Annotated in this window: 12 protein-coding genes; all 12 read right to left on the reverse strand. The window is 49.0% G+C overall.

The genetic code is table 11. The features are described 5' to 3' along the window. Window position 1: 1 nt before the first annotated feature. Window positions 2-472 carry a cell division protein SepF gene (locus tag KNO69_RS08400; RefSeq protein WP_078146655.1) on the reverse strand — a complete coding sequence of 157 codons (471 nt, stop codon included), beginning with the start codon at window positions 470-472 and terminating at the stop codon, window positions 2-4. A 23-nt stretch (window positions 473-495) separates the two neighbouring features. After that, a complete protein-coding gene (locus tag KNO69_RS08405; RefSeq protein ID WP_078146654.1) occupies window positions 496-1,149 on the reverse strand; it encodes a YggS family pyridoxal phosphate-dependent enzyme in 654 nt (217 codons plus the stop codon). Beyond that, on the reverse strand, window positions 1,146-1,907 hold the full coding sequence (pgeF, locus tag KNO69_RS08410) for a peptidoglycan editing factor PgeF (RefSeq protein ID WP_214817353.1): 762 nt from the start codon (window positions 1,905-1,907) through the stop codon (window positions 1,146-1,148). Before pgeF ends, KNO69_RS08405 begins: the two co-directional genes overlap by 4 nt. A gap of 51 nt (window positions 1,908-1,958) precedes the next feature. Next, window positions 1,959-3,101 (reverse strand): cell division protein FtsZ, encoded by a 1,143-nt coding sequence (ftsZ, locus tag KNO69_RS08415; RefSeq protein WP_015881313.1) that lies wholly within the window; start codon window positions 3,099-3,101, stop codon window positions 1,959-1,961. Window positions 3,102-3,147: 46 nt separating this feature from the next. Continuing rightward, window positions 3,148-4,434 carry a cell division protein FtsA gene (ftsA, locus tag KNO69_RS08420; RefSeq protein ID WP_078146652.1) on the reverse strand — a complete coding sequence of 429 codons (1,287 nt, stop codon included), beginning with the start codon at window positions 4,432-4,434 and terminating at the stop codon, window positions 3,148-3,150. 227 nt (window positions 4,435-4,661) lie between these two features. After that, entirely contained in the window at window positions 4,662-5,432 is a 771-nt protein-coding gene (locus KNO69_RS08425; RefSeq protein ID WP_015881311.1) for a cell division protein FtsQ/DivIB, read from the reverse strand. A gap of 14 nt (window positions 5,433-5,446) precedes the next feature. Next, window positions 5,447-6,523 carry an undecaprenyldiphospho-muramoylpentapeptide beta-N-acetylglucosaminyltransferase gene (gene murG / locus KNO69_RS08430; protein WP_214684531.1) on the reverse strand — a complete coding sequence of 359 codons (1,077 nt, stop codon included), beginning with the start codon at window positions 6,521-6,523 and terminating at the stop codon, window positions 5,447-5,449. Continuing rightward, window positions 6,520-7,857, reverse strand: coding sequence for a UDP-N-acetylmuramoyl-L-alanine--D-glutamate ligase (murD, locus tag KNO69_RS08435; RefSeq protein WP_078146649.1), 1,338 nt, complete (start codon window positions 7,855-7,857; stop codon window positions 6,520-6,522). The genes murG and murD overlap by 4 nt, the downstream gene beginning before the upstream one ends. Window positions 7,858-7,870: 13 nt before the next feature. After that, window positions 7,871-8,830 (reverse strand): phospho-N-acetylmuramoyl-pentapeptide-transferase, encoded by a 960-nt coding sequence (gene mraY / locus KNO69_RS08440; RefSeq protein ID WP_214687895.1) that lies wholly within the window; start codon window positions 8,828-8,830, stop codon window positions 7,871-7,873. 21 nt (window positions 8,831-8,851) lie between these two features. After that, entirely contained in the window at window positions 8,852-10,156 is a 1,305-nt protein-coding gene (locus tag KNO69_RS08445) for a UDP-N-acetylmuramoyl-tripeptide--D-alanyl-D-alanine ligase (protein ID WP_214817356.1), read from the reverse strand. Between the two features lie 57 nt (window positions 10,157-10,213). Beyond that, window positions 10,214-12,361 carry a penicillin-binding protein gene (locus KNO69_RS08450; RefSeq protein ID WP_214691088.1) on the reverse strand — a complete coding sequence of 716 codons (2,148 nt, stop codon included), beginning with the start codon at window positions 12,359-12,361 and terminating at the stop codon, window positions 10,214-10,216. Then, window positions 12,361-12,723: a cell division protein FtsL gene (ftsL, locus tag KNO69_RS08455; protein WP_015881305.1), complete on the reverse strand. Its 363-nt coding sequence runs from the start codon at window positions 12,721-12,723 to the stop codon at window positions 12,361-12,363. Before ftsL ends, KNO69_RS08450 begins: the two co-directional genes overlap by 1 nt. Window positions 12,724-12,734: the final 11 nt, after the last annotated feature.

Here is a 12,734-nt window from a genome sequence, read left to right on the forward strand (position 1 = left end):
GTTACCACCCTTTACTGTGAAGTTCATCCTCCGATATCAAGTTTGAGATTGAACCAGTCAATTCGACGTTGTTCGGAGTACACAGAATCGTGTTATGTCCAATCGAAGTCATCGATCCCTCAAGGGCGTATACGACACCTGAGAGGAAGTTGACGACTTGACGCGATTGCTCTTTTGACATGCGCTGAAGGTTGACGATGACAGCACGGTTTTCTTTCAAATGATCGCTAATGTCTTGCGCCTCAGCGAACACACGCGGCTCAGCCAATACGACTTTTGAACGGTCTTTCTTTTTAGTATTTAATGCCACGAGATTATTCGCTGATTTTGGACGATCATCCTGTCTGACGACAGATGTTTCGGTTGTAGAAGGAGCTGCTGCATTTGCGACAGTATACTCTTCTTCTTCATATGTGCTGTTCGGATCTTCTTCGAGTCCAAAGAAATCTTTCATTTTGTTTTTGATTGACATAACGGATTCCTCCTTAAGATATATTATTGCACAAGTACGGTACCAATACGAACAAACGATGCGCCTTCTTCAATCGCGATTGGATAATCGTTTGACATCCCCATCGACAGCTCCGTGCATGGTGCGTGTTCATACGCATTTGCCTTCACTTCATCACGTAGATGACGGAGACGGCGGAACGTTTCACGAAGTGTTGACTCTTCTTCAGTGAATGGTGCCATCGTCATCAACCCGATGATTCGAATATGAGGATACTGTTTACAGTTCTCGATGAAGGGCACGACTTCCTCTATTTCGAGACCATGTTTTGAATCTTCTCCTGACGTGTTCACTTGAACGAAACAATCGATGGTTCGGCTCGCGCGCTTGTCAATCTCTGCTGCGAGAGACAACCGGTCAAGAGAGTGGATGGCCGCGACGTAATCAATGATTTGTCTCACTTTTCGTGTTTGTAACGTACCGATAAAATGAAATCTGACATCCTTCGGCATCCCTTCAACTTTCTCGAGCAGTGAATCCGGACGGTTTTCTCCGAAATCACGAATTCCTTCTGCGTAAAGAGCGTTGGCCACATCTACGCCTACGGATTTCGTGACGGCGATGAGTGTCGGCTCAACTTCTTGAACGTGTGATGAAATGATGGATTGAACTTGTTTTACATTATCTGAAATACTCACGATTTTCGCTCCTTGACGATGACTGCCGCAAACCGACGTTTCGTCTCTCCGTCTCGATAGGAGAAAAACGGGCTGTCCGCGCCAGTCGTTAAATTCGATTGCATGACCGCAGTGTCATGTTCTTTTGCCAATACTTCATTGACGGTTTGAAGGGACAAGAGGGCGTGCTCTCTCGACTCGTTTCGCACTGCCCGTTCATATGCAATCGGCGAAACGTCCTTGACGGCCTGCAGGACACGACCATCGACCTCGTAGTCATCTCCTGAGATGGACGGACCGACGAGCATGTCCACATCGGTCGCCTCGATTCCTTTCTCAGCAAACGTCTGCATCATAGTCTTGACGATGTTTCCGACCGTCCCCTTCCACCCGGCATGAGCGATGCCGATGACCCCATGATTTTTCGCACAGAAGAAGAGCGGTACACAGTCAGCAAAGACGAGGGCTAACGGTAACGCGTCTTCGGTCGTGAGAAGACCGTCTGTTTTCGGGATCGCCTCTTCATATCGGAACGCACCCTTACCTTTGTCCGACGAATCGACGACCTGGACCGCTGTGCCGTGCACTTGATCCGCCCACACGGAGTCCTCTAACGCGAGCCCGGCTTGTTGAAAGAACTGTTGCCGATTTTCGACGACGCGGTCGATTTCATCGCCCACGTGCAGTCCGATGTTTCCCGCATTGTGTCCATCTATTCGTGTCGTCACGTAAGCATGATAACGGGTTGTTTCGGTTTCCCAAGTATGTAGCAGTTGCATCGGTCTCTCCTTTTAGAAAAAGGGATGCCGAGTACCGGCACCCCTAGTTGTTTAGTTACGGCGTTGTCTCACAAACGCAGGGATGTTGATCGTCTCGTCTGGGACGTCTCCTCCATACACTGGGCGATGGAAGTTCCCTTCGTCTTGTTGAGCCGCTTCATTTGCTTTTGGTTGGGGTTCCTTGTTCTCAACCTCAGGCTGTTTTTTCGGCTGCTGAAGGAACGGGTTCGTCCCTTGTGCTTCTTCAGCGAATTCAGTTGCAATCACGGTGACGATGATCTCATCGTTCAAGTTTTCGTTGATGACCGAACCGAAGATCAAGTTCACTTCTTCATCGGCCGCACTTTGAACGATTTGAGCCGCCTCTGTCACTTCGAACAAGCTGAGGCTAAGTCCACCAGTGATGTTCATCAAGACACCTTTCGCACCTTCGATTGAAGATTCGAGAAGTGGTGACGAAATGGCTTTCTTCGCTGCTTCAACGGCACGGTTTTCACCTGTCGCGACACCGACACCCATGAGGGCAGACCCTTTCTCCGTCATGATCGTTTTCACGTCCGCGAAGTCGAGGTTAATGAGACCCGGGATGGCAATCAAGTCCGTGATCCCCTGTACACCTTGACGGAGGACGTTATCCGCTTCACGGAACGCTTCGATCATCGGTGTGTTGCGTTCCACGATTTCAAGGAGCTTATCGTTCGGAATCACAATGAGGGTATCTACTTTTTCTTTGAACGCTTGAATGCCGTGCTGTGCGTGTTGCATACGCTTCCGTCCTTCGAACATGAACGGTTTCGTCACGACACCGACCGTGAGTGCGCCGATTTCTTTTGAAATCTCGGCGATGACTGGAGCGGCACCTGTTCCGGTTCCGCCACCCATCCCAGCCGTGACGAACACCATGTCCGCACCGTCAAGTGCTTCAATCAACTGTTCGCGGCTTTCTTCAGCCGCTTTTTTACCGATATCCGGGTTCGCACCTGCACCGAGACCACGTGTCAATTTTGCACCAAGCTGAAGCTTCACGTCGGCTTTCGACATGTTCAACGCTTGTGCATCCGTGTTGACTGCGATGAACTCGACTCCTTGTACCCCATGTTCAATCATGCGGTTAACGGCGTTTGACCCGCCGCCACCGACTCCAATTACTTTAATTTTCGCTACGGCGTCAATCGCCTCATCAAAGTACATCATTCAGGTATCCCCCTACGTATTTTCCAAGTTGTATTACATCGTCAGCTTAAACGCCAAATAATTTTTCCATCAAACGACTAAACCCTTTTTTCGACTCTTGATCGCTCTCGTATTCGTTCTCTCCTACATGAATATCGGTCGCTTCCGGCTTCTTGTGAAGTGTTTCCTGGCGAACTTCCGGTTTTTCAAGCTGAGATTTCGAAACGTGATGATCACTCATCAAGACATATTTCAACACGCCGACGGCTGTCGCGTATTTTGGATGTCTGACACCAATCGACGATGGTTGATACAATCTCGTCTTTTGGCCCATAATACGAGTCGCCAACTCCTGAATACCAGGTAGAGCAGCTGCCCCACCGCAAAGTAAGTATCCGCCATTCAGCATCGGAACACCTACTTTTTGAACCTTATTCAACATAAGGGTAAACATTTCCTCTATTCTCGCTTCTAAAACGTAGCTAATTTCTGACTGTGGTTCGAACGCCACTTCCCCATTGATGTTCGTGTAGGAGAAACCTTCTGTCTCATCAGCCATTTCTTCAAGAGCGAGACCATATTCTTCTTTCGCCACTTTGGCGTCTTGATATTTACAATTGAGTTTATAGACCAAGTCTCTCGTCATATGATCTCCACCGACCGGGAGGATATACGAGTAGACGAGATCTCCCCGATAAAATACGGAGACCGTCGTCTTTTCATGTCCGACATCGACAAGCCCGATTCCTAAATCGATTTCATCTACAGAAGCTGCGCTCATACCGAGGGCAAGGTTTCCTAGAATAAAACCTTCGAGTTGTAATCCTGCCCGTTCAATCGAACGACGAATACTATGTAAAATGGTCTTCGACCCGGTCACCATTTTCCCGTGCATCTCAAGTCGATAGCCTAACATGCCCCGTGGATCGACAACGCCGGTTTGCTGATCAACCGTGAATGAAGATGGGATCACATCGATGACACTCATCTCGTCCGGTAATCGCATCACTTGTGCCGAGTTGATGACTTCCATCACGTCTGCGTCGGTAATTTCTTGATCTTCTCGCTTCACGGATGCAATTCCATGACATGGGGCAATTTGGATATGCTCCCCTTCGATGGCAACGTATACTGATCGAATTTGATCACCTAGCGATGTCTCAGCATGCTCAACGGCCTGTTTGATCGCTTGGACTGTTTTATCGATGTCTACGACAGCGCCACGTTTTACACCCGCAGACGGTGCACACCCTTCTGCCAAAATATTAAGCGTTCCGCCGAGCAATTCACCGACGACGAGCTTAATCTCTGACGTTCCAATATCTAATGCGGCCACATAACCATTCGCTTCCAAAAGGGAAACACCTCCGCTCTATAATTTTTCTGTTCCAATTGCTTGACACATATACAGATATCCAAAAAAATTGTTGGTTTCGACAAGATATCTCACGTCTAAGTTTACAACAAATAAGATAGTGAGAAAAGGTAGAATCCTACAATTTAAGCGGTTTCGCGTTATCAATTCGTTTACAAACGACAAAAAAACAGCCCTTATGTGTCTAAGGACTGTAATATAACTGATTATTCATTCGTTTTCTTGTATGGAACAAAATAAAAACCACCATCCATGACGACTGTCCCACGCTCACCTTTCGGGATGTTTTCATAAATTTCTCCATACTTTGATACGGTCTCGCTTAACTTCAATGTCGGTGTGAGTAACGTGTTGCCATCGTTCATAAAAATCTCGTATCGCGTCGGCTCATCTTTTCGTTTCGATAAAATCACTTCTGACATACGAGCCCGTGTCGCATCATCGACCCGCTCGAGTTCACTTGCGATCTTTTCGAGTTCTTCTTCTGTGTTGAACTCTCGTAAGAGTGGTCCGTCCTTTAGCTTTTGCGGATCGGTGATGGCTCCGGTCGGATGGAGTGAACCGTCGGCTAACACGACGACATCTCCTTTTTCCGCTTTCGCATAAGCGATCATTTTCTCTTCTGTCACGGTGATTTGAACCTTGTTATACCAAGAACGATCGATTTCTACCCGTTTGACACCAGGCAACTTTTCCATCTGTTCACTCATCTTGTTTGGGGACAGACTGACAAACTTCGTCGATGAATCGAGCTTCATGTCCTGAAACACGTACGTTTCTTCTAACCAGTAAAGACCCGATACCTTCACTTCTTTCACGTTCGACATCGAAGTCTGCATGTAGACCACGAGTAGGATGAGAATTCCAAACAGTGAGAGTACAGAGAACATCCGACGGTTCGCTTTTTTACGCCGTTGTTTTTTCATGTATGGAATACGGTCTTCGAGACTACGTACCGTTTGTTGGCTTGGTTCCATCGGGTTCTACTCCTTTATTGAATGACTTCTTCTACCAGGTCGGCCAATGCATCTGACGCGTCCGGGAAACCGAGTGCACGCGATGCGTTCGCCATCTCATCACGCTGTTCGAGTGCTTGACGAATCGCTTCTACGAGCGTAACACCCGTCAACGCCTCTTCTTTCAAAAGGATGGCCGCCCCGTTCTCGACGAGGGCCGAAGCATTTTTCGTTTGATGGTCAGCTGTCACGTACGGACTAGGTACCAAAATGCTCGGTAAACCAATGGCGGTCAATTCTGAAATCGTCGAAGCGCCAGCTCGTGAGATGACGAGTGACGTACAGGCGAGTAAAGATGGCATATCGTACACGTATGGATGGATGTGTACATTATCAGAAGATGGCGCCTGTTTCGACACCGCATCGAAATGCACTTTCCCCGTGACGTAAAGGACGTTGATTGGCAATTCTGAGAGCGACGGGATCGCTTCCACGACCGCTCGGTTGATTGCCTCGGCTCCGCGGCTCCCACCATACACCAAGACGATCGGACGGTCATCTAAACGATACTGTTCGCGGACGGACGCCTCATCGACTTCCGTTTGCAAGACTTCGCTACCACGCGGGTTTCCAATCAAGCGAACGTTCGCACCCGGGAAATGGACATCTGAGCCTTTGAACGAGAGGGCAACCCGATCGGCTTTCTTCGATAAGAATTTGTTAGTTAATCCCGGGATACTGTTTTGTTCATGCAGAATCGTGGGGATCCCAAGCTGTTGTGCCGTATAGACGACGGGGCCGGATACGAAACCACCCGTCCCAATCACGACGTCCGGCTTAAACGCCGCCATGTCTTTTTTCAATGCCCGAACGGCTTTCAAAAACCAGTAGGCTGTCTTCACGTTCTCGAGTGAAAGGGAACGCTTCAGACCTGCGATTTGAATCGACTTGAACGGGACACCGGCTCGCGGTACGAGATCAGCTTCTAACCCATTCTCCGTCCCGATGTATTGTACCTGTAAATCCGGGTGACGTTTTTTTAGCGTTTCAATCAATGCGAGTGCCGGATAAATATGACCACCGGTACCACCACCAGAAATCATGATTTTCATCGGTTCGCCTCCTCATATGAACGGACGAGTTGAACGAACTGCTCGCCTCGTTCTTCAAACGTTTTAAATTGATCCCAGCTAGCACAAGCGGGTGAGAGTAAGATGACGTCTCCCGTCTCGGATTGCTCAAACGCGAGCGGAACGGCGTCTGCCAACGTCTCGACGGTGAAAGATGGAATCTGTCGGGACTCGCCGAGCTCTTTAAAACGCTCTTTCGTCTCACCATACGCGATGACAGCTTTTACGTTTGAGAGAGCCGGGGCGAGCGAAGATAAGTCCGCACCACGCTCGAGACCACCACAAAGCCAGACGATTGGGGCGTCAAATCCACGTAACGCAGCTTCCGCCGCCACGTTGTTCGTCGCTTTCGAATCATTGTAGACGGCACGTCCGAGCACATCACCGAGACTCTCGGTCCGATGCGCGACGCCACCGAAGTTTCGTAACACACGTTCGATATGCGTACGTGGAATAGCGAATGGTTCCACTAAGAGTAGTGCAGCCAATACATTTTCCACGTTGTGCGCCCCGCCTAATGCCAACTCATTTACCGGCATGATTTTTTCACCACGAACCGTGACCCATCCATCGACGACAGAAGCGTCACCCCGGTCAAAGCTGAACGTAGTCGGTTCAATCTCTCCCGGGACACGTTTCATCACTTCCGGATCTGTCACTTTCACGACGATTTGATCTGCATTCGTCATTCGACGGAACAAGTTTCCTTTTGCATCCGCATACGCATCAAAATCCCCATGATAGTCCAAATGAGCTTCCGATAGATTGAGTAGTGCCGCCGAGCGAGGATGAAACGACTCAATCCCCATCAATTGAAAACTCGACAATTCAATCACAATCAAATCGCCCGCCTTCGCCTGAGACGCCACTTCAATCGCAGGGAATCCGATGTTTCCCGCAAGATGCACCGGACGCTCCCCACCTTTGAGCAATTCATAGACGAGTGTCGTGGTTGTCGTTTTCCCATTTGAGCCAGTGATGGCAACAAATTCCGCCTCCGTTGCTAAATAAGCAAGTTCCACTTCAGTATAGATCGGGATATGACGAGACATCGCTTCCTGAAGCAATGGAATCTGATACGGGATGCCTGGGTTTTTGACAATCACCTCTGTCTCATTCAACAGAGCGAGGGGATGCTCGTTAAACACCGATTGAATCCCGAGAGCCTGAATTTTTTCCTGTTCGTCTTCCGGAGGGATATTCCCCGTATTGATCGTCACATCTGCTCCCGCATGATGCAGATATGTCGCCGCCGCAATACCGCTCTTCGCAGCACCGAGGACAAGAACTTTTTTACCGTGCCATTGCTTTTCCATCTGTCTCACCCTTTTACATGAGTAGTAATGATAAACCTGCTGTAATTAAACTGATGCCTCCGAACGTGAGTACGATGCGCCATTCTGACCACCCGACCATTTCGAAGTGGTGATGGATCGGACTCATCTTGAAGAGTCGTTTCCCCGTCGTTTTAAACGAGATGACTTGCAAGATGACGCTCAACGTCTCGATGACGAAGATGATGCCGACGAAGACGAGAAGTAATTCGAGCTTCAACATCAAAGCGAGTCCAGCGACGGCTCCGCCTAGTGCGAGCGAACCGGTGTCCCCCATGAAGATTTTAGCCGGATACTTATTGAAGACTAGGAACCCGATCAAGGCACCGACGACCCCAAACGCGAACCAAGCAATCCCAAGTTCATCTTGTGTAAGGGCGTAAATCCCAAAGAATGTGAACGTCGGGATGGCCGAGAACGAGACGAGTCCGTCTAATCCATCCGTCAAGTTGACAGCGTTTGAGAATCCGACGAGCCAGAAGATGACGATGACGATATAGAACCATCCAGTATCGAACGAAATCGACGTGAACGGGATCGAGATTGATGTATCGAGGTCTCCTCCGAGTGACAAGAACCATGCAAACAATACCGATACCACGATTTGACCGATCAACTTCTGAAGGGACGTCAATCCGAGGTTTCGTTTATTGACGACTTTGATGTAGTCATCCAAGAAACCGATGACACCGAATGCCATCGTAACGAATAGAAGGGTACCGAATCCTGCGACCGCTTCGCCGAAGATGACGGATACGATGAATCCGACGAGGATGGCGAGCAGGATGACAATCCCACCCATCGTCGGTGTACCCGACTTCTTCTGGTGCCAACCTGGACCTTCATCACGAATCTCTTGTCCGAACTTTAATTGACGCAATGCTGGGATGGCTCGCGGCATCACGATCAAGACACTTAATAATGAACTGATTAATACGATTAAACTAATTAACATGTTGCTACCTCACTACTCTATTTATTGAACAAGACGCTCAAGCGCCAGTCCTCGAGATGCCTTTAACAATACCACAGTATCCGGTCGTTGATAATGATGAAGGAGCGCCTTCGCTTCCTCAACCGTCGGGACCATTTTAACGTTCACTCGTGAATCTTGAATCCCATCCGCGATCCATTTTGCCTTGTCTCCAACGAGAATACAATCGGTCACGGGAGATGTCACCGCGCCACCGACTTGTTCGTGTTGCAGTTGTTCATCCATTCCTAACTCGTACATATCTCCAAGGACGAGCACACGCTTCGAGAATCCTTCAAGCGACTTGACTGTCTCAATCGCTGCAATCATCGACGTCGGACTTGCGTTGTAGGCATCGTTAATGAGGTGAGCTTCGCCGAACATCTGTTTTTCCATCCGCATCGACGTCAACTTGATTCGGTCTAGGCCACGTTGAATCATCGCATGATCGAGACCGAACGCAAGTCCACACGCGATTGCATAGGCTGCGTTTCGAATCTGATGGGCACCGAGCACCTTTAGTTCATACAAGTCACCGTTGTATTTAAAGATCGATGCGTCAAATGTCGTTTCGATCACTTCAATTTTCCCATCCGCCGTTTCATCGTATCCGACGCGATAGCCTTGACCAGAAAGAAGTGGCTCATCCGCATCGACGATCAAGCGACCGTTCGCTTTGAGACCTGCCTTGATCTCAAGTTTCGCCTTGGCGATACCTGTCCGCCCGCCGACTTGTTCACCGTGAGACTCCCCGATATTCGTCACAAACGCCACATCCGGCTTAGCAAGTTTTGACAACGTCTCGATTTGACCGAATCCGTTCATCCCCATCTCGAGGACGGCTACTTCCGTATCTCGCGGCATTCTGAGAACGGTAAGTGGTAAGCCGACGTCCGAGTTGAAATTTCCGGCTGTCTTATGCGTCTTGAACTTCTCCTCGAGCACGACAGCGACCATGTCTTTTGTCGACGTCTTCCCATTCGAGCCCGTAATGGCGACGACGAGCGGATTAATCTCTTCTAAATATCGGGCTGCTGCTGTTTGCAATGCCTCGACCGTCGATTTCACAGGGATGACAACCAGGTTGTCTGGTTGAGGGCGACCCTCTTCCCAGAACGTGACAATCGCACCCTTTTCAACGGCCGCCTCGATGTAGTCATGGCCGTCGACTCGCGCCCCGACGATGGGGACGAAGAGACCCGCCTCGTTTGCATCTCTCGAATCTGTGGCGACCCGTTCGACGAGACGCTCGTCATGTAGATCCATCCCAAACCATGATGCCAATTTTTGAACTGTCAGTTGTTCCATACAAACTTCCTCCTCTTACATAGGAAAAGAGAGCCGCAGCCCTCTTCATCTCGTGCGTTAATTCGACGGTGTCTCCAATTTCACTTTCAAGGAGGCACCTGTTTTGACCGGTTTCCCTTTGCCAATCGATTGCGATGTGACAAATCCGGTACCGTCGATTTCTAAATTTAATTGATAAAGGGTCGCTAAACGTTTGACGTCACGCAACGACCAACCTTTTAATGTAGGCATCGTAAACGACTCGCTCGTTTTTAGCAACAATCGTTCACCGACGACATAAGATTGTCCTTTCACAGGACTCTGCGCAATCACTTCGTCTCCATCACCTAACACGATCGGATTGAAGGAATTCTCCGTCGATGCGTTCACTGCCTCTTCACGATTTTGACCGATATACGAAGACGTTGTCTTCGTCGAGGCTTCGACTGCTTTTTCTTGTTTTTCAGGCTCGACACTCCGGTAACGTAATGCGACATCCATCACGTCTTTGAAAAGTGGCGCCATGATTCGTGGTCCGGTCGTAGACGAGTCACTGTTCGGTCTGTCCACCGCGATATACATGACAAGTTCCGGATCGTCTTCCGGAGCCATCCCGACGAATGAGTGAATATACTGTCCACTCAAATATTTTCCGTTCTCAGCGATTTGAGCGGTACCGGTCTTTCCGACGACACGATAGTTGTCTAATGCATACAGTTGCCCGGTTCCCACATCGCTATTGACGACACCGTCGAGCGCTTCACGTGTCTTTTTGGCTGTCTCCGCCGTGATCGGTTGACCGACTTCTTTCGGATTGGTCGTCCGAATCGTTTCGCCGGTCTCGCTGTTGACGATTTTCTTGATGAGGTGCGGTTGCTTCATCGTCCCATCCGTTGCGATGGCCGATGTCGCTTGCAAAATTTGCATCGGTGTCACCGCTGTCGATTGTCCCCATGCCGTAATCAAGACGTTCATCGGACTTTCGAAATCGAATTGACTATTGACCTCTCCAGGCAAATCGATTCCTGTCCGCTGATCAAACTTGAAAGCTTTAAAGTAATCTTCATATCGACTGAGACCAAGTCGTTCGTTCGCTAAAATCGAGAATGCTACGTTCGACGAATGCCAGACGCCTTCTACCATAGGAATGGTACCCCATCCCGTAATGTTGTAATCATTGAAGACCGTCTTGCCATATTTGTATGAACCGGATTCATACAGCTCATTCGGATTGTACACGCCTTCGTTGATGGCTGCCGCGAGCGTAAAGATCTTCATCGTCGATCCAGGTTCGAATCGAGACGAAACAGAGAAATTACTGTACGAAGAAATCTCGCGTGTGTTCGGATCAAACGATGGTCGGTCCGATAGTGCGATGATCTCTCCCGTTTTCGGGTCCATGATGATGGCCGTCGCATGTTTCGGCTCATACTCCTCATACAACTCATTCATCTTCGTTTCGAGCAACTGTTGGATTCTGTGGTCGATTGTCAATTGGACGTCCGCCCCGTCTTCCGGTTCAATCTTCAACTGCTCGTCACTCGATATGAGTTCACGACCTGCCAAATCTTTCTCAAATCGATACAGACCGTACGATTCACTTAAAATATCATTCAGAGACTTTTCAATCCCTAATTCACCGACGAGTTCGATGCGACCGTTCTGGTCAATTTTCTGGGCATATCCGATTACCGAGGAAGCAAATACTTTGTTCGGGTAATAGCGCTTCGGTTCCTCGACAAACGTGATGCCGTTTAGGTCGAATGCTTCGATCTCTTCTTTTTGTTCTACGGTCAAGTCACGACCGGGAACACCGAACTCGATCTGCCCGAGGTCGGCATTTTGTTCAAGCCGTTTCAATAAATCGGCTTCTGTCATAGGAAGCACGGTCGACAATTGCTTTGCCGCTTCGGCGAACTCATCGGGCATAAGCGTCTTCCCTTTGACCCGCTCACCACCGAGTTTCAAAACGGCAACGAGCCGGTATGATGGAATGTTGATGGCAATCGGTTGACCGAAGCGATCATACACCTCGCCCCGTTCCGCTTCTAACGTACTGACCGCTTTCCACCGTTGCTCTTCCGCGAATGCGAGCATGTTCTCCCCTTTGTACGTATGGGTGACGGATAAATAAAGGAACCATCCGACAAAAAATAAAAAGAGCGGGGTGAAGCAGACAATCGCTACCCACGCCACTCTTTTTTTACTCTGTTTTAAAGAATTCATCAATCAATCACCTTGACATTCTTTTCATTGAATTTCATTCCGAGCTTCTCGGCAATCGCATAAATTCTTTCGGGCGAGCTTAATTGGGCGATTTCATACTTTAGTTCTTCGTTTTCTTTTGCAACCCCGTCGACCTGCTGATTGACGGCTGCTGTATCACGCATAATATTATACGCTTCATTGTGCTTCGACACCGTGATGCCACCGAACATGACCACTGAACCAATCATCACTGGATACAGGATCGATTCAAACAAGGTCAACGTGCGTCGTTTTGGAGCAGGTATTGGTCGTTCTTGCGGAATCGGATTTCGATTCGGTGTTACTTGAGGCTGCAACGCCTTACGGGCAGCTTCTGGCATCAGGTATCCCT

It is taken from the genome of Exiguobacterium sp. s131, assembly GCF_018617345.1.
Classification (GTDB): domain Bacteria; phylum Bacillota; class Bacilli; order Exiguobacteriales; family Exiguobacteriaceae; genus Exiguobacterium; species Exiguobacterium profundum.

Bases quoted from the DNA above. Each gene is read 5' to 3' on its own strand.
- KNO69_RS08400 (WP_078146655.1), bottom strand. From the start codon at position 472: ATGTCAATCAAAAACAAAATGAAAGATTTCTTTGGACTCGAAGAAGAT.
- pgeF (WP_214817353.1), bottom strand. From the start codon at position 1,907: ATGCAACTGCTACATACTTGGGAAACCGAAACAACCCGTTATCATGCT.
- ftsZ (WP_015881313.1), bottom strand. From the start codon at position 3,101: ATGATGTACTTTGATGAGGCGATTGACGCCGTAGCGAAAATTAAAGTA.
- KNO69_RS08425 (WP_015881311.1), bottom strand. From the start codon at position 5,432: ATGGAACCAAGCCAACAAACGGTACGTAGTCTCGAAGACCGTATTCCA.
- murG (WP_214684531.1), bottom strand. From the start codon at position 6,523: ATGAAAATCATGATTTCTGGTGGTGGTACCGGTGGTCATATTTATCCG.
- murD (WP_078146649.1), bottom strand. From the start codon at position 7,857: ATGGAAAAGCAATGGCACGGTAAAAAAGTTCTTGTCCTCGGTGCTGCG.
- mraY (WP_214687895.1), bottom strand. From the start codon at position 8,830: ATGTTAATTAGTTTAATCGTATTAATCAGTTCATTATTAAGTGTCTTG.
- KNO69_RS08445 (WP_214817356.1), bottom strand. From the start codon at position 10,156: ATGGAACAACTGACAGTTCAAAAATTGGCATCATGGTTTGGGATGGAT.
- KNO69_RS08450 (WP_214691088.1), bottom strand. From the start codon at position 12,361: ATGAATTCTTTAAAACAGAGTAAAAAAAGAGTGGCGTGGGTAGCGATT.
- ftsL (WP_015881305.1), bottom strand. From the start codon at position 12,723: ATGCCAGAAGCTGCCCGTAAGGCGTTGCAGCCTCAAGTAACACCGAAT.